The organism is Sulfurimonas hydrogeniphila (genome assembly GCF_009068765.1).
GTDB lineage: Bacteria > Campylobacterota > Campylobacteria > Campylobacterales > Sulfurimonadaceae > Sulfurimonas > Sulfurimonas hydrogeniphila.
In genome coordinates this window covers 1,460,553-1,476,899 of the sequence record NZ_CP035534.1, presented here as the reverse complement: position 1 = coordinate 1,476,899, position 16,347 = coordinate 1,460,553, and the positions used below count along the sequence as shown (strand labels likewise).

Annotated in this window: 15 protein-coding genes; 5 read left to right on the top strand and 10 right to left on the bottom strand. The window is 36.2% G+C overall.

Features of this window, described 5'->3' with window-relative positions; translation table 11 throughout:
* Positions 1–2 precede the first annotated feature (2 nt).
* From ETP70_RS07805 to ETP70_RS07785, 5 genes are all read right to left on the bottom strand, one after another.
* Entirely contained in the window at positions 3–752 is a 750-nt protein-coding gene (locus ETP70_RS07805; protein WP_151900664.1) for an outer membrane lipoprotein-sorting protein, read from the bottom strand.
* 123 nt (positions 753–875) lie between these two features.
* Positions 876–2,168, bottom strand: a complete 1,293-nt coding sequence (locus tag ETP70_RS07800) for a M16 family metallopeptidase (protein WP_188109965.1) — start codon at positions 2,166–2,168, stop codon at positions 876–878.
* Positions 2,165–3,226 carry a quinone-dependent dihydroorotate dehydrogenase gene (locus tag ETP70_RS07795; RefSeq protein ID WP_151900663.1) on the bottom strand — a complete coding sequence of 354 codons (1,062 nt, stop codon included), beginning with the start codon at positions 3,224–3,226 and terminating at the stop codon, positions 2,165–2,167. The genes ETP70_RS07800 and ETP70_RS07795 overlap by 4 nt, the downstream gene beginning before the upstream one ends.
* A gap of 28 nt (positions 3,227–3,254) precedes the next feature.
* Positions 3,255–5,321 (bottom strand): putative bifunctional diguanylate cyclase/phosphodiesterase, encoded by a 2,067-nt coding sequence (locus ETP70_RS07790; protein WP_151900662.1) that lies wholly within the window; start codon positions 5,319–5,321, stop codon positions 3,255–3,257.
* Positions 5,243–6,139 carry an ABC transporter substrate-binding protein gene (locus ETP70_RS07785; RefSeq protein WP_188109964.1) on the bottom strand — a complete coding sequence of 299 codons (897 nt, stop codon included), beginning with the start codon at positions 6,137–6,139 and terminating at the stop codon, positions 5,243–5,245. The genes ETP70_RS07790 and ETP70_RS07785 overlap by 79 nt, the downstream gene beginning before the upstream one ends.
* Before the next feature lie 114 nt (positions 6,140–6,253).
* Here ETP70_RS07785 and ETP70_RS07780 point away from each other — a divergent pair, with 114 nt between their 5' ends.
* The 5 genes from ETP70_RS07780 (at position 6,254) to ETP70_RS07760 (ending at position 10,964) form a co-directional block, all read left to right on the top strand.
* Positions 6,254–6,814 (top strand): DJ-1 family glyoxalase III, encoded by a 561-nt coding sequence (locus ETP70_RS07780; protein WP_151900660.1) that lies wholly within the window; start codon positions 6,254–6,256, stop codon positions 6,812–6,814.
* A 111-nt stretch (positions 6,815–6,925) separates the two neighbouring features.
* Positions 6,926–7,516 carry a hypothetical protein gene (locus tag ETP70_RS07775; protein WP_151900659.1) on the top strand — a complete coding sequence of 197 codons (591 nt, stop codon included), beginning with the start codon at positions 6,926–6,928 and terminating at the stop codon, positions 7,514–7,516.
* Between the two features lie 4 nt (positions 7,517–7,520).
* A complete protein-coding gene (locus tag ETP70_RS07770; protein WP_151900658.1) occupies positions 7,521–9,320 on the top strand; it encodes an OmpA family protein in 1,800 nt (599 codons plus the stop codon).
* Complete coding sequence (locus ETP70_RS07765) at positions 9,310–9,819, top strand: Rab family GTPase (protein WP_151900657.1); 510 nt, start codon at positions 9,310–9,312, stop codon at positions 9,817–9,819. Before ETP70_RS07770 ends, ETP70_RS07765 begins: the two co-directional genes overlap by 11 nt.
* Positions 9,820–9,839: 20 nt before the next feature.
* On the top strand, positions 9,840–10,964 hold the full coding sequence (locus ETP70_RS07760) for an HD-GYP domain-containing protein (protein WP_151900656.1): 1,125 nt from the start codon (positions 9,840–9,842) through the stop codon (positions 10,962–10,964).
* 3 nt (positions 10,965–10,967) lie between these two features.
* On the opposite strand, the gene ETP70_RS12420 is transcribed toward ETP70_RS07760, so the two are convergent.
* The 5 genes from ETP70_RS12420 to ETP70_RS07740 all read right to left on the bottom strand — a co-directional run bounded on the left by ETP70_RS12420 (position 10,968) and on the right by ETP70_RS07740 (position 16,346).
* Positions 10,968–11,126 carry a hypothetical protein gene (locus ETP70_RS12420; RefSeq protein WP_188109963.1) on the bottom strand — a complete coding sequence of 53 codons (159 nt, stop codon included), beginning with the start codon at positions 11,124–11,126 and terminating at the stop codon, positions 10,968–10,970.
* An 8-nt stretch (positions 11,127–11,134) separates the two neighbouring features.
* Complete coding sequence (gene cydB, locus ETP70_RS07755) at positions 11,135–12,256, bottom strand: cytochrome d ubiquinol oxidase subunit II (RefSeq protein WP_151900655.1); 1,122 nt, start codon at positions 12,254–12,256, stop codon at positions 11,135–11,137.
* Complete coding sequence (locus ETP70_RS07750; RefSeq protein ID WP_151900654.1) at positions 12,257–13,786, bottom strand: cytochrome ubiquinol oxidase subunit I; 1,530 nt, start codon at positions 13,784–13,786, stop codon at positions 12,257–12,259.
* A 1-nt stretch (position 13,787) separates the two neighbouring features.
* On the bottom strand, positions 13,788–13,949 hold the full coding sequence (locus ETP70_RS07745) for a DUF4492 domain-containing protein (RefSeq protein ID WP_230973242.1): 162 nt from the start codon (positions 13,947–13,949) through the stop codon (positions 13,788–13,790).
* 147 nt (positions 13,950–14,096) lie between these two features.
* Positions 14,097–16,346, bottom strand: a complete 2,250-nt coding sequence (locus ETP70_RS07740) for a sensor domain-containing protein (RefSeq protein WP_151900652.1) — start codon at positions 16,344–16,346, stop codon at positions 14,097–14,099.
* Position 16,347 lies beyond the last annotated feature (1 nt).

Below are 16,347 nucleotides of genomic sequence, written 5' to 3'. Positions count from 1 at the left end.
AATTATTTTTTCAAGACGCGTTTATGAAAATTTCTCTCTTTGAGCCCGGTTTTTATTTTTTCGTCTTCCCAGACTAAAATGGTCTTCTTGCCATTTTGATGGTTTTTTATTCTCATCATGCCTACGCGCCATACGCCTTTTATCTTTTTGTAATCATCAAAAAAAGCTGTTTTAAGCAGTTCATGTTTTCTGTCGTAATAGTCCACTTTTTTTATCAAAAATGTTTTTGCATTCACCCATGAGATCTGTTTTGTATAGCCTGAGTTTTTACTCACAGGCACTCTTTTGCCGACATAATATTTTTTGCCGTTGAGCATTTCTTCTTTGGCTTCACCTGTAAAAGTGTATTTTTTCGCACTAAAAGAGCTGAGATCCTCATAAGAGAATTCCGAACCCATAAAAGAGCCCGATTTGTTTTTTGAAGCGATCCGTTTTACACGTTTTAATGCCGGCAGATAGAGCCACTGGTCATCATCTTTGTTGATATGCTCATAATTGAGAAACTTTGTTCCTTTTACATCCGCAGGCGAAAGAAAGGTCATCAGTGATTTGTTTCCGGATGCTTTTTCAAGAATGATCATTTTCATATGACGTTCACGTTTTTGATTGTTGGCATTAATGAGCGTCATTTTCATAGTTGAGGAGGAGTCTTTGAAACCGTTCATAACAGCTTCACATTTGTTGGCAACTTCCTGGTTTGAAATGGCAAAAAGAGCGGATGAAATAAGGAGAAAGAAGAGAGTTTTTGACACGAATAAGAACCTTGCATAGTATTATTTTTACTAATGGTAGCACAGAAACTTATTTTTTGTGATATTTTTTTGATAAAGTTACAAAAGAATTACTTTTATGTAACTTTATGTTATAAGTATTTGTTATTTCTTTAAAATAAGGGTTGTCGATTTGTCAAAATTAAAATACTTTTGGGCGACTTTTTGTACTTTCTTTGCTGTGACTTTATTGATCTCTTCTTCATAATGTAAAAGAGGTTCAATGTTTCCCCGTACAAGGTAGCTGCCAAAAAGATTAGCCACAGAGGTTGAACTCTCAAGCGAATAGATAAAATCTGATTTTGTGTTGATTTTGACTTTTTCAAGCTCCGCTTTTGTCACTTTTGTCTCTTTCATCAGGTTTATCTGTCTGATAAGCTCTTTTTCTACTGTCTCTGCCTTGACACCGGGGTTACATGTAGCCATAAAGATAAAAAGTCCCGGGTCTGTGTTTTCCATATTGTATGCATAGACAGAGTTGACAAGACGTTTTTTGTCTACAAGTTCTTTATAGAGCCGTGAACTTTTCCCCGAGTAGAGAATTTCGGAAATAACGCTGAGTGTGACCTGGTCAGGGTCTTTAAAATCAGGAATATGAAAAGTAATAGCGAGCATTTCCACTTCACTCTCTTTATGCACGATCACTCTTTTTGCACCGTCCTGTTCCGGTTCTACAAATTTTACTTTTGGGATTTTCCCATGATTTTTTATTTTGCCAAAAGCGGCTTTTGCACTTTTAAAGACCTCTTTTGGATCGACATCCCCTGTTACCATTAAAATGGCATTTTGCGGCTGATAGTAGGTCGCATGAAAATCTCTTATGTCCTTGATGGTCCATGTTCTGATGTCATTCATAAACCCGATAGGTGTCCAGTGGTACGGGTGGTAAATGTAGGCATTGTTAAAAAGTCTGAAATAGAGATATCCCAAAGGATTGTTGTCAGTTCTCCAGCGTCTCTCCTCTGTAACAACATCACGCTCGGGTTGAAACTCGTCATCTTTGAGATTGAGATTTTGCATAAGTTCGGCATAGAGTTCTATGGATTTGTTTAAATTGTCTGTGCTTGATTTGATATAGTAGTGCGTATAGTCAAAGCTTGTTGAAGCATTGTTCACCCCTCCGATGCTTTTGACCTCTTTGTCAAATTCACCGGCTTTGAGATTTTTGCTGGATTTAAAGTTCATATGCTCAAGCATATGGGCTATGCCTGTTTTGCCCATGACCTCATTTCGACTGCCGACTTTGTAAAAAATGTCCGTACTGATGACATTTGAATGGTTCTTCAAAGGGATGACTACAATCTGCAGTCCGTTTTTGAGTATTTTTGTTTCATATTTTGGGAGTGATGTCGCCATAAGTGTTCCTAGTGTTAAGAGTATTGTAAGTAATGTTTTCATTGCTTTCTGTCAGCTCCGACGGCCTGTGTGATGTTGTCAAAACCGTCTGCTTTGAGCAGTTGTATGAGTTCTTTGTTTATGTTCATGATCATATCGGGACCGTGAAAAATCAATCCGCTTAAAATCTGTACCAGTGATGCGCCTGCCCGTATGCGTTTGTATGCTTCTTCCGCAGAATCAATACCGCCGACGGAAATCAGTACTGTCTTTCCATAGAGTTCGTTTGCAATAGCGTCAAAGATTTTAAAGCTTTTTTCTTTAAGGACGGCACCGCTGAGCCCGCCTATACTTTTTGGATGTTTGACAAGTGAGTAGTCTATAGTTGTATTGGTCGCTATGATACCGTCAGCTCCGGCAGCTACTGCCATTTTTGTTAAATTTACGGCGTCTTGTATTTCCATGTCCGGTGCAATTTTTAGCAAGATCGGCATTTGTGTGAGTTTTTTTGCCTGTGTAAAAAGGTTTGTAATAAACGCTTCATTTTGCAGATCCCGTAATCCGGGTGTATTTGGTGAGGAAATATTAATTACAAAATAGTCGCCCAACCCGTCAAAAGCTTTGATAAGATGCGTATAGTCATTAAGAGCCTCTTTTTCAGGTGTTGTTTTGTTTTTTCCGATATTGATACCAATGGGTGTAGTAAACGGAGTGCGTTGTTTGAGTCTCTTTATGACTTTATAGGCGCCGTCATTGTTAAAACCCATAGCATTTTGAATGCTTTGTTCCTCCACATGGCGGAACATTCTTGGCTTCGGATTTCCGGCCTGGGGTTTTGGGGTGACTGTACCGATCTCGGTAAAACCAAATCCCAAAATCTGCATACCGCGTATCATTGTTGCATTTTTGTCAAAGCCGGCGCCAAGTCCTACCGGGTTGTAAAAGGTACGTCCGAAAATTTCCTGCTTCAGACTTGCATCATTGATGAAATGAGATTCCAAAAAGAAGTTAAAGGGAATCTGACAAATATTTGGCAGGCGTAAAACGCATTCGGCAATATGATGTGCAGTTTCCGGCTGGAATTTAAAAAGATAAGGTTTTATAGATTCATAACTTAACATAACTGTCCACTTGTATAAAATTGGATTATTATACACAATCTAAGCTAAATAACTTCTCAAACTCTTTTGGCGGTACCGGTTTGGAACACAAATATCCCTGGTACTCTTTACAGTTGATTTCTTCTAAAAGTTTGAGCTGTTCTTTTGTCTCGACACCCTCGGCGACGACATTGAGATGCAGGTCATCGGCAATACCCACTATCATATTGATAAAAGTCAAATCATCTTTTGTGTAAATATTGTCTATAAATGCTTTGTCTATTTTAAGGGTGTCAAAAGGAATATCTTTGAGATAAGACAAAGAAGAGTAGCCGGTGCCAAAATCATCCAAAGAGAGAGTGATTCCCAGCTTTTTAATATTTTTGATAATATTTAACCGTTCTTTGAAATGTTGTATAAGGACAGATTCTGTCAATTCTATGTCAAATTTGCTTCTGTCTATGTCCTGTGTATATTTTTGTATCTTTTGCAAGAGTTTTGGGTCTTGGAATTGCACAGCAGACAGATTGACAGAGATTTTTATATTTTTTAAAGGAGTCTGTTCCCATTTTTTTATTTGAGCAACAGCTTCTTGAATAATCCATTCTCCAAGAGGAATAATCGTTCTGTTTTCTTCAGCAATACCGATGAACCTGTAAGGAGGAATGATTCCCTCTACAGGGTCTATAAGTCTGATAAGTGCTTCGCATCCGACTATTTTTTTGGTTTTTATATCTACTTTTGGCTGATAATAGAGTTTGAAATGATTGTGTTGCAAAGCATCTTTTATGATTTGCTGCATATGTATTTTTTCCTGAACCGCCTTGTTGATGGCATTTGTAAAAAACTGGAAATTGTTTTTTCCGAGCTCTTTTGATTTGTACATTGCAATATCTGCATTTTTTAGCAGTGTCTGAACATCCCTGCCGTCTTTGGGATAGATGGCAATCCCCATGCTGGCAGTGATCTGGTACTCCTCATCCTCAATTCTAAAAGGCAATGAGAGTTTTTCTTTGAGTCTTTGGGCAATTTCTATAATTGTATTTTCATTTGTAAAATCAGGCAGAATTACTACAAATTCATCGCCTCCCAGACGTGCGACAATGTCATTTTCCCGGGTTGTTTTTAAAAGAACCTGAGCAATGTGCAAAAGAATTTTATCACCAAAGGCATGTCCTTTTGAATCATTTATATTTTTAAAATTATCCAGATCCAAAAATATAATGGCAAACTCTTTTTTGTCTCTTTTGCTTTTTGCAATCAGCCAATTGATTTTTTCTATAAGACTCAGCCTGTTATACAGACCGCTTAAAGGGTCTTTTGTCGACAAATTATAGAGTTCTTCCTGTTCCTGCTGCAGCCTTTTGAATGTCATATTGAGGGAGTAGCGGATACTTTCTATCTCTTTGACAAAAAAGTTTTTTGGAGGATTTCGACTGTAGTAGGCATACTGGCGCAGTTTCTCAAGAGGTGTGATGATGTAGATTTTTGACAATATCCATAAAAACAGTATAAAGACAAAAGCGCTTACAAGAAAGGCGACAAGAATTTTTCTTATCTGTTGTGCAATGAGTCCATGCGTATAGGCTTCATCAATATATACATTTGCATAATAATATTTTGCCTGGAGTCCATGAAAAGTTTTAATGGAAAAAGAGTAACACTGTTGTTTGAAAATATTCGTATTTGTAATTTTGGAAATCGGGAGACACTTTTGTGTTGAGTGATTGTGATTTTCATATCTGATATTTGCATGGTAAATAATATTTTTGTTGCTGTCAAGAATATGTATATCTTTGACAGTGGGATTAATGATAATAATATTGTCAATATGAGAGGCAATAAAGTTGATGTCTTTTTGTTTTAAATTTTTTTCCATAAAGTGCTTGAGATTTAACACATCGGTCTGTATGCTTGTCTGAAGCAGTTTGCTTATCGTCTCTTTTGAATTTTCAAAAAAATTATAAAAAATATACCCTTCGAGTGCAAACGCAACAAATATAATCGACAGGATAAAACTCTTTATGGAAATGGAGTTCATAAAATGATATCGTCCTTTTTGTATCCATACTGTTGTATATATTCCAAAAACTCCTGTGAGGGCTTGTTTATCCATTTGATAAGACTCAGAGAGTGACGATACTCTTTATAGCTTACATGTGAAAAGTATTTGGAAATAACTTTATAGGATGCTTTTGGATTTGTTTCTATGGCTGTTATAGCTTTGTCTATCACTTTTTTGAGTTGTATAAGCCTCTGCTTGTCATTTTTGATAAGAGTATCTCTTGCACACAGTGCATCTATGACAATAATACTGTTAATATCTTTTGTTGAGGCAACCTCTTTGAAATTCTTTTTTTTCAAAGCAATCTCATAAGGCGTGTAGGTGGCAATGAGTATGGCTTTTTGGGGGTCATTTTCCACATCCTGGATTTGCCGCTGATCTTTGTTTATAAAGTTTATCTTCTCTTTACTGATGGCATTTTTTTTGAGAAAATCAAGTAAAATTTCCTGATTGATGGAATCAACTTCAAGATAGGCATCTGTTTTTGTACTTTTTTTGAGTGCCTCAAGTGTTCTGTTTGACAAAATCATATCGCCGCCGTTTGAGCGGTCTATCAAAATAACCGCTTTGATATCATGGGTGGTTTGTTTTAAAACATTGTATTCATGCTGTGTAGTCGTGACCATATCCGCCTTGCCGATACTGTACAAATCGGCTGCTTCTGCAAGAGAGACGCTGGTAACTATTTTTATGTTCAAAGAATCAAGTTTTCCTGTTTCATAGGCATAAAACAAAGGTGCATAGCCTATCCATTGATTTGTAGAGATGACAATCTGCTTTTGTGGTTTTGAAGAGCAGGCACTCAAAAGAAGCAGTAAGAGTATAAGCAGCGATTTTGTCAAAATATCTCCAGTATTTAATATTAACACATTATAACTTTTATTAGTGAACATTTTAATCTCTTTGACCTTTGATTGTACTTAATTTTTTTGTTACTGAAGTCGTGTTAGAATAATAAAAAGTTCTCAGGAAAGGAGTAGTTTATGAGTAAAGTTTTAGTCCCGTTGGCAAACGGATTTGAAGAGATAGAAGCGGTGAGCATCATAGATGTTTTAAGACGTGCAGAGATTGAAGTTTTGGTTGCATCTTTAAGTGATGAGATGCTTGTAAAAGGAGCGAACAATATTGTCATTCAAGCGGACTTACATGTAAAGGATGTCAATGCCGACATGATTGATATGGTCGTTTTGCCTGGCGGATGGGACGGTACCTATGCGTTGGCTGATGATGAAAATGTACAGAGAATTTTGCGTGAAATGGATGCCAAAGGAAAAAATATCGGAGCTATCTGTGCAGCCCCGTTTGCCCTGAACAAAGCGGGTGTTTTAAAAGAAAAATATACCTGCTACCCGTCTGTAGAAGAACAGATACGCCAAGAAGGATATATGGGAGACAAAGCAATGGTCGTTGAAGATCAAAATGTGATGACCTCACGCGGACCGGGTACGGCGTTGTGCTTTGGTCTGAAAATCGTGAAAAAACTCAAAGGAGAAGAGACGTACAATGCACTCAAAGCAGGGCTTTTGGCAACTTACTGCAATTAGACTCTAAAGTTGCCCGGTATCTAAAAGCTTTATTGTAAATATTTAGTGATATTACATTTTTATATGTATTATGTTATTATGGTGCAACTGAAGAAATGAAAGGTTTAGAAAATGGCAACGAAAATAGAAAATTCAATAGGGCAATTAGGAAATATGGATCAAATAAGAGAGCTTATGTTTGGTCCGCAAATTCGTAAATTTGAAGAAGAATTGAGCAAACTTCAAGAAAATATGAATGTTGTTGCTAAAGAGTTAAGTCAAAAAGTAATATTATTAGAGAAAAAACTGACTGCTGAACATGCTTCAAATGTGCAACTTCTGGAACAAAAGATTAAAACTGTATCAAACGCACTGCAGGATGAAAGTATTGAATTAAAAGAACAGCTTGTTCGCCAAGAAAGAAAAGCAAACAATGCGCTTGATGACGTTCAAAAAGTATTTGAGTCACAAGTTGATGCAATGAAAAGAGAAAATATCCAAAATAAAGAAGAACTTCATAATGAACTAAAAGAAATTGAAACATCTATTATAAAACTTCTTAAAGAACAGGTTGAAAATCTCGAGGGCGCAAAAGTTTCAAAAGATAATCTTTCAAGTATGTTTTTTGATTTAGCCATGAAGGTAAAAGATACAACCATAGCAGAGAATTTTGACATGATGATAGAAGAGAGCGTACCTAAAGAGGAAGAAAAAAGTAAGTAATTAGATGAATGATTACGAAAAACTAAAACAGCTGCTGTTTGAAGAAGAACGCCATAAAATAGATGAACTTGAACTGCTTCTTCAGAAGGCTATCAAAGAAAGTGGTGATGCTACTGTTATTGTTGAAAAAATTTCACCACTTTTAAGTGATATATTTTCAAAAACCATTGAAAAAAATAAAGCTGAATTTATTGCTATTTTTGCTCCACTTATTGGTGATATGTTACAGAGCACCATTCAAGACTCGAGTGATAAAATAGCAAAAGTAATGTCTCCTATAATTTCCCTGGCAATTAAAGATCAAGTTAAAAATGAAAAAGATGAGATAGTAGATGCACTTTATCCTGTTATTGGTAATATGATTAGTAAGTTTGTTTCACAATCTTTTAAAGATATGATTGATGAGATAAATACAAAAGTACAAACAACATTCTCATATGAAACACTCAAAAGAAAAATCGTTGCTAAAATTAAAGGTATATCAGAGACAGAATTGCTTCTGCAAAGTTCTACAAAATTAAATAAAGTAGAGAGTGTTTTTTTAATTCATAAGGAGAGTGGACTTTTAGTTAGTGAACGAAGCATTAAAAATCATGAATCTATAGAACCTGAGATGGTCGCTTCAATGTTGAGTGCGATTCGAAGTTTTGTGAATGATTGGATTTCTAAGAACAGTGATAGTTTAGAGTTAAATGAAATAGAGTTTGGAAATTATACTATTTATTTAGAGGTGGCAGGTTGTTGTTATCTGGCTGTTGTTTTAAGCGGTACAAGTAATCGTAAGTTACAAGACAAAATTACATCTGTTTTGGAATTCTTAGTCAAAAAACATTCTGATGCAATTATGCATTTTGAAGGAGATAAGGATAAACTCAATCTTGATGAGATTAATGAACAGCTTGATACCTTGCTTGAAAATGAAAGCGAAATATTGGAAGAAGAAGAAAAAAAACAAAGTTATACTTTTCTTTGGATAGTAGGAATATCAGCATTAGCCGGATTATCTCTATATTCTTACATAAATTACAGTAATCAAGTATTACAAGAGAAAATTGAACAAAATTTGCAAAAAAATCCTTATCTTAATCTTTATAATATCAACGTGGATGTCAACTACAAAAACGTCTTAGTTCAAGGTAAGATTCCTTATGAAAGTCTTCATACAAATATTTTACAGACAATCAAACCACTTCTGACAAGAAGAGTATTGGAAGATAAAATTGTTTTAGCGCATGCACCTTTAAGCGAAGAAGAAATAAATAAAGAGTTGTCGATTGCATTTGCAATGCTTAATTTGGACAGTGGAAACAGATTGAGATATAAATTCCATAACGGTATACTTATGATACGTGGTATAATAAAAAATAAAAAAAGCTATAATGATTTATTAAAAGAAGTAAGTTCTATAAAAGGTATTAGGCAAATTATTTCAGATATTGAGTATAGTTTTTCCCAAGATGAACTGAAAATTTATTATGGGGTTTCTCAATCCAAGTTGACTCAGGAAAAGATGAAGCTTATTGATTTATGGATGAAGTCTTCAAAAATGAAGAAAACTTTAGAACTTTATAATGATTTAAATCTCTTGGTAATGGGCTTCTCAGATGGAAGAGGTGTTTCTTCAAAAAATATATATTATGCGCAAGAAAGAGCAAAAAATGTGTATAATTATCTTATAGAAAAAGGGATACCGTCTAGTAGGATAAGTTTTATTGCTTCGCCTGTTCCTTTAGCAGAGATGGAGAATAAAAAAAATCATGAAGGACGCTTAGTGCAGATTAAATGGATAAAAAATGATAACTAAAAAAGTAGTCTTAATCGGCGATTTTGCAACTGGAAAAACAAGTTTAATACGTCGTTATGTTGATAACCAGTTCAGTGATGATTACCTTACAACTATAGGTGTTAAAATATCTAAAAAATATGTACAAGTTTCAGAAGAATTAGAGTTACAGCTTATGATCTGGGATATTGAAGGGCGGACAGATGTAAAAGATACAAATCCTGCCTATGTCTTAGGAGCACATGGTGTGATTGTTGTGGGAGATATTACACGCCAATCAAGTATAGACAATATATCTTTGCATCTAAAGTTAGCACAAAATTTACTGAAAAATGTTCCTGCTGTTGTAGCCTTGAATAAGGCTGATTTGCTTATAGAAAATACTCAAATAAAAAGTACAGTTTCACAACTTCGCGACTCTCTTGAAAAAGTAGAAGAAATTTTTGAAACTTCTGCAAAAGATGGCAGGAATGTGGAAGAACTTTTTCTCTCACTGAGTAAAGCTATACTAAAACAATAGAGTTGAAAAAGGAGGTTCAAATGCATATACAAGAGGTCTTTAATGCTATTTATGAACGGCATCAGTATGAATATATAGTGGCAGATATGAATATGCAATGTATTGAATTCTCTGACAAAGTTATAAAATATATTGATATAGAAGAAGCTTCACAAATGTATGTCAGTATTATGAAACTTATTCCTGAATTGATTGGTTTAGAGAAAGAACTGATGCAAATAGGAAAAGGAGAAAGAGCAAATTTAGAACTACCATTGATTTACAAGAATGGTGATTATGTTACCATTAGTGTTCAAGCAGGAAGAAAAAACAAATTTGAAGCAATCGAAACAATTATTATTTTATTTGAAGATGTGACTGACTTTGTGAAGATGCAACAGAAATCTATTCAAGACAGAAACGATAAAGAGTTGCTTGTTTTGGAACTTGATAAAGCGAATAGAATGCTTGCAAAATACAATAAACATATAACAGAACTGGTTGAAAAAGAGGTTGAAAAAAATGTGCGTCTCACAAATGATATTATTGTAACACAACGTGAGGTTATTGCAACGATGGGAGCAATTGGTGAGACACGATCAAAGGAGACGGGTGATCATGTTTTACGAGTCGGTGAATATGCAAAAGCATTGGCATTAATAATTGGACTCTCTTCTGAAGAAGCAGAAGAACTAAGAATGGCAGCACCAATGCATGATATTGGAAAAGTAGGGATTGAAGATGCTATTTTAAACAAACCGGGAAAACTTACAGAAGAAGAGTTTGAAATTATGAAACAACACTCTTTACTGGGTTATGAAATGTTAAGCGGTTCTCAACAAAAACTCTTACAAACTGCAGCAATTGTTGCATATGAACATCATGAAAAATGGGATGGAAGCGGATATCCAAGAGGTCTAAAAGGCGAAAACATTCATATTTATGGGCGTATTATAGCAATAGTAGATGTTTTTGATGCATTGGGACATGACAGAGTGTATAAAAAAGCATGGCCACTTGATAAAATTTTGAATTATATTGAATCTGGTAAAGCAAAACAATTTGATCCATTTTTAGTGGAAAATTTTTTAAAAAATATACAAGTTTTTACAGATATTCAAGAGCGTTACAAAAACAAAGAAAAAGGTATGCTGGAACACTCCTAAAAATCAGGAGATTTTTAGTGAGTTCTCAGTATGTATTTCTTCAAGTTCTTCGAGTCTTTCCATCTTTTTGTAGTGATGCAGGTTGAGACTGACAAATTTATATGAGAGATAAATAATGACCGGCCAGCTTAAATACCAAATTGATTCTGCTAAATATTCCATAATTTCTCCTAGTAATGATGCGGGTCAGATTTGACTTCATCTATTGTGATTTGTGATTTGTCCATTGAACGCCATACAAATATAATATAAAGCAGGACAACCGGAACAAGGACAGAGACAATACTCATCACTTCAAGTGTGTAGTGACTTCCTGAACTGTTTTGTATGGTGAGTGAACTTTGTATATCTGCAAGTGACGGGTAAAAAACCGAAGCGTCCAGTCCCAAAATCAAAAACAATACAAGCACTGTAAGTATAACGCCCAATCCGCTAAACCAGATGGCTTTTTGTGCTTTTTTCGTTACTGCGATAACTACTCCGTATAATAATGTGAGAACACCGACAAGCAGTAAACCTGCTAAAGCCGGCATATCCATAAAGCTGTGTAAAAATTTCATACTTTCAACACTGACAACAAGGGTATCGGGATCATAACGCAAACCGTCCATAAACAATATTGTTGCCAAAACATAAAGAAAAAGGATCAGAAACATCCCGAAGTTTACAATAACAACCTTTTTGATTCTTGCCGTAACAGTCGGCACATCGACATTATTTAAAAAATACAAAGCACCCTGAAATCGTGAAAGAAAAACAAGCATCAATCCAAAGGCAACATTAAAAGGGTTTAAAAGTGCTTCAAGCCCGTAGCTCTGCATCGTCCAGTGTGAGAGGTTGTTTTCATTGACAATGAAATTACCGCCGCTAAAGAGTGTCGCCACTGCCACACCGATTAAAAATATCCCGAGGGAGCCGTTGATGTAGAGCAGGGTCTCATAAAAACGTTCCCCGTAAAAATTGTCCGGTTTTTTTCTGTATTCATACGCGACAGCCTGAATAATAAAACAAAAAAGAATGCCCATCCAGACATAATAGGCACCGCCGAAACTTACTGCATAAAAAAGCGGCATTGCGGCAAAAAGCGCACCGCCGAACATGACAAGCATTGTAAAAGTAAGTTCCCATTTTCTCCCTAAAGAGTTGACTAAAACATTTCTTTCATCTTCTGTTTTTGCCAGAGTATACAGCAGTGTCTGTCCGCCCTGTACAAAGGTCATAAAGACAAAGAGTGCTCCTAAAAGACTGATTAAGAACCACCAGTATTGTTGTAAAGTGAGTAAGTCAAACATTTAATGTCCCTCCGGCCCGATTTTTATCTGTTTTAACATGATTTTTACTTCGGCTATTAAGAGTGCTGTAAAAAGCACTGCAAAGAGCCAAAAAGTAATCATAACGCTTGTTGAGGCAATGTTGGAAGCTGCCATGCCTACCGGAAGCAGATCCTGAATAGCCCAGGGCTGACGTCCCGCTTCTGCTACTATCCATCCGGCTTCCTGTGCGATATATCCAAGCGGAATGGTTGCCACTGCGAGGTAGAGCAGCCACTTTTTGTTGTGCATTTCGTTGGTCATGGCATAATAAAGGGTCACCATAAAAAGAACCAAAAACCATGTTCCAAGCCCTACCATTGTGTGAAAACTGTAAAAGCTCAGTGCAACATCGGGGACAGCATCCTGCGGTTTTTTCAAATAACCGTAGCCCATATAAGCCTGATTTGCTTCAAAAGTTTTGAGTGCTTTTTCAGCCTCAACGAGATTGCCTTCTTTTTTGAACTTTTTATAGGCGCCTAAAGCGGCCACGGCAGTTTTCCCTTTTTGCATTTTTTGCGGTATGGACATAATGCCGTATTTCTCGCTTCCCTGCATCAGGTTGTCTATACCCGGTACAAAAGCATTCAAATCATGGTAGCCAAGGAAAGAAAGCGCACCCGGGATTTCAAAACTGAAAAGAAAGGGATTTAAGTCGTCACCTATCTCTTTTGCGGTATCAAGTACACCAAAGGCAACAATTCCGGCGCGTTTTTCTCCATCATACAAACCTTCCATAGCGGCAAGTTTCATGGGCTGGTTGAGGGCTACCTGGTGGGCTGATTCATCACCTGTGGTTAACAAAAAAAGTGAGGTAATAAGCCCGAAGCTTGAGGCTACAATAATGCTGCGTCGTGCAAACTGTGTATCGCGTTTTTTAAGCAGATACCAGGCACTGATTCCTATAACAAAAAGTGAAGCAAGTACATAACCGCTGCTTATTGTATGCAAAAACTTGCTGACTGCATTCGGGTTGAAAAATACTTCCCAAAAATTCAACATTTCGTTTCTTGCCGTATCGGGATTGAATTTCATACCAACAGGGTGCTGCATCCAGCCGTTTGCTACCAAAATCCACAGTGCAGAGAGGTTTGAACCGATCGCAACAAGCCATGTGGAGGTCAGGTGCATTTTTTTGCTGACTTTGTCCCAGCCGAAAAACATAACGGCAAAGAATGTCGATTCCATGAAAAATGCCATAAGCCCTTCAATGGCAAGCGGTGCACCGAAAATATCGCCGACAATCCAGGAGTAGTTCGACCAGTTGGTACCAAACTCAAACTCCATAATAATACCGGTAGCCAGCCCTATGGCAAAGTTAATGGCTAAAAGTCCCATCCAGTATTTTGTTGTCTGTTTCCATTTTTCATCGCCGGTTTTGACATAAAGAGTTTCCATAATGGCAACGATAAATGTCAAACCAAGTGTAAGCGGTACGAAAAGCCAGTGATAGAGTGCTGTAAGAGCAAATTGCGCCCGTGACCAGTCAACAAGCACGTCAGTGTGTTCCATATTATTTTTCCTTTGTGAGTTGTTGCAAAATATATTGACTTCTTTGTGTGTCAGTTTTGAAGTTTTCCTGCAATATATTTGGGAAGAACAGCCATTTTATAACGGCAAACATAACAAATAGTTTTACAGCTATGAGAATCCAAAGGGTTTTGCCTATTCTCATATTTACAAAACCATCATAGTACAAATAGAAAACGGATCGAAAAAAGTTTGTGATATGTGTTTTCATGGCGGAATATTATTCCAATCAGCATTAACAATTAATAAATGTAAGTTATTAATTTTATTAACTTACATAATAATAAGTCTTTTAGAGGAGTTTTTTAAATTCTGCCAAAGGAACAGGTTTGGATATCAAATAGCCTTGATAGTAGTCACATCCGTTTTCCTCTATAAAGTGAGCATGCTCGACTGTTTCTACCCCTTCGGCTATTACTGAAAAATCAAACTGTTTTGCCACATCAATAATAATTTTGACAAGCTTTTTGTCATTTTCATTCTCAAGCATATCCCGTACAAAACTTTGATCGATTTTGAGATAGTCAAACGGCAGATTTTTCAGATAGGAGAGTGAAGAGTAGCCTGTGCCAAAATCATCCATGGAAAATGCAAATCCGTGCGCTTTGATATGGAGCATTTTGTCAATGGTCTTTTCCAGATTGTTTAGCATCACAGATTCTGTAAGTTCAAGTTTGATACAGCGAGGATGTACATTGTGTTTTTTTGCACTCGCAAGCAAAAGTTCTTCAAAATTATCCTGGGAAAACTGTTTCAAGCTGATATTTACAGCAATATTTTCAAGCGTATCTTCGAGTTCTTTATACATTGCAAAAGCGTTCTCTATCACCCAACTGCCTATGTTGATGATAAGGCTGGACTGTTCTGCATACTCTATAAAAGCATCTGGAAACAGAAGCCCTTTTGTCGGGTGATTCCATCGTATCAATGCTTCGGCAGAAACAATTTTACCTGTCTTTGTCTCTACAATAGGCTGCAGGTAGAGTTCAAACTGTTTTTCCTGTATGGCAATTTTGAGTTCATTGTGCAAAAGCAATTGCTCCTGTATCTGTCTGCTCATTGCGCTGTCATAAAAAGAGGTTTTGTTTTTTCCTCCTTTTTTTGATTCATACATGGCTATATCTGCATGTTTGAGTATAGTGGTAGTATCAAGCTCTTCGGGTGTGAGTATTTTTATGCCTATACTGAGTGATATATAGAGTGTTTCATTTTCTTTGTGTATCGGTTCTTTGAGGGTTGTATGAATTTTTTCCGATAAGTACAGAGCTGTTTCATGCATCTTTGCAAGATTTGCATCAGTTTGCGAAAGGAGAATGACAAACTCATCCCCTCCGAGTCTGGCAAAAATATCTTCTGCTCTGAGAACTTTTCTGATTCTTTGTGCAAATATCTGCAATACATAATCACCGACATCATGTCCGATAGAATCATTAATATTCTTAAAGTCATCCAGATCAATGAACAGCAGGGCACCATACTCTTTTGAGCGGTGAATTTTTTTCATAAACTGCTCTAAATAGTTGCGAAAAGAGGCTCTGTTGGTTAAACCGGTCAGAGAATCATAAAAAGCCTGGTACTCCAGTTTTTTTTGATTCTGTACCTCTGTTGTGATGTCTTCTACCATGCCCAGTCCGGAAATGATATTGCCCTGTGCATCATACATGGGAATTGCATGGAGGCGTATCCACAGATCCAGGTCAGTGAGTGTTGTATGGTAAATACCCTCATAAACTGCTTTTTCATTTTTAAAAACTTTTTGCAGGGGTTCTATTATAGATTTGTCTTTGAGTGTTTTCATGTCAAGGTTGAAAAGTTTTTCCTGAGGAACCTTTATAATTTTTGCAAATGCTTTGTTCACCTGGGTCAGTACGAGGTCTTTGCTGTAGGTGAAAACACCGATAGGAAGTTCTTTGAAAATTGATTCAAAATTGTTTTTTGAAACTTCGAGTGCTTTTTTGGTCGCCAAAATTTTATATTTGCTTATTAATGTTGTTACAATATTTTTATTGTATTTTGCCGAAAAAATGGAGAGCATAATCAAAAACAAAATGATAAGATAGCTTAGTGCATTAAAAGCATTCGATTTATGTGTCAAAAGAGTGTAAATAAGCGGAAGCAGCAGGACAAACAAATAACTGATACTCAGTTTTTTGAAATAAGAGAGTGTAATGACAGCACCGGCTGAAGTTCCGGAAATAATAATTATAATAAATGTCTGATGCACATGGTCAGCAGTTGTAAATAAAAACAAAAAACCTGCACTGGTGAGCAGAGCTGAAAAAATGGTGGAAAAATTAAAAATTGTCTGTGCTTTTTGAAGGTTTGTTTTATTATGTAAAAACTGTCTTACATAGTAGCTTCTGATTATAAGAACAGTATAAAGAGAGAGCAACCAAACAGCAAGCGGAACCTTCAGTGCTGTCTCTTGCCAAAAAAGAGCGGCAACTACGGTAACTATAAAAAGCAATGAAACAGAAGAGGCATAAGAATCCAATGCCATCAGTCGCATCAGTTCATATTTGATTTGGTTCTCTTTTTTCATA

Excerpts from the sequence above, each read along its gene's own strand:
- ETP70_RS07800 (WP_188109965.1), bottom strand. The coding sequence starts at position 2,168 with ATGAAAACATTACTTACAATACTCTTAACACTAGGAACACTTATGGCG.
- ETP70_RS07795 (WP_151900663.1), bottom strand. The coding sequence starts at position 3,226 with ATGTTAAGTTATGAATCTATAAAACCTTATCTTTTTAAATTCCAGCCG.
- ETP70_RS07790 (WP_151900662.1), bottom strand. The coding sequence starts at position 5,321 with ATGGATAAACAAGCCCTCACAGGAGTTTTTGGAATATATACAACAGTA.
- ETP70_RS07780 (WP_151900660.1), top strand. The coding sequence starts at position 6,254 with ATGAGTAAAGTTTTAGTCCCGTTGGCAAACGGATTTGAAGAGATAGAA.
- ETP70_RS07775 (WP_151900659.1), top strand. The coding sequence starts at position 6,926 with ATGGCAACGAAAATAGAAAATTCAATAGGGCAATTAGGAAATATGGAT.
- ETP70_RS07770 (WP_151900658.1), top strand. The coding sequence starts at position 7,521 with ATGAATGATTACGAAAAACTAAAACAGCTGCTGTTTGAAGAAGAACGC.
- ETP70_RS07765 (WP_151900657.1), top strand. The coding sequence starts at position 9,310 with ATGATAACTAAAAAAGTAGTCTTAATCGGCGATTTTGCAACTGGAAAA.
- ETP70_RS07760 (WP_151900656.1), top strand. The coding sequence starts at position 9,840 with ATGCATATACAAGAGGTCTTTAATGCTATTTATGAACGGCATCAGTAT.
- ETP70_RS12420 (WP_188109963.1), bottom strand. The coding sequence starts at position 11,126 with ATGGAATATTTAGCAGAATCAATTTGGTATTTAAGCTGGCCGGTCATT.
- cydB (WP_151900655.1), bottom strand. The coding sequence starts at position 12,256 with ATGTTTGACTTACTCACTTTACAACAATACTGGTGGTTCTTAATCAGT.
- ETP70_RS07750 (WP_151900654.1), bottom strand. The coding sequence starts at position 13,786 with ATGGAACACACTGACGTGCTTGTTGACTGGTCACGGGCGCAATTTGCT.
- ETP70_RS07745 (WP_230973242.1), bottom strand. The coding sequence starts at position 13,949 with ATGAGAATAGGCAAAACCCTTTGGATTCTCATAGCTGTAAAACTATTT.
- ETP70_RS07740 (WP_151900652.1), bottom strand. The coding sequence starts at position 16,346 with ATGAAAAAAGAGAACCAAATCAAATATGAACTGATGCGACTGATGGCA.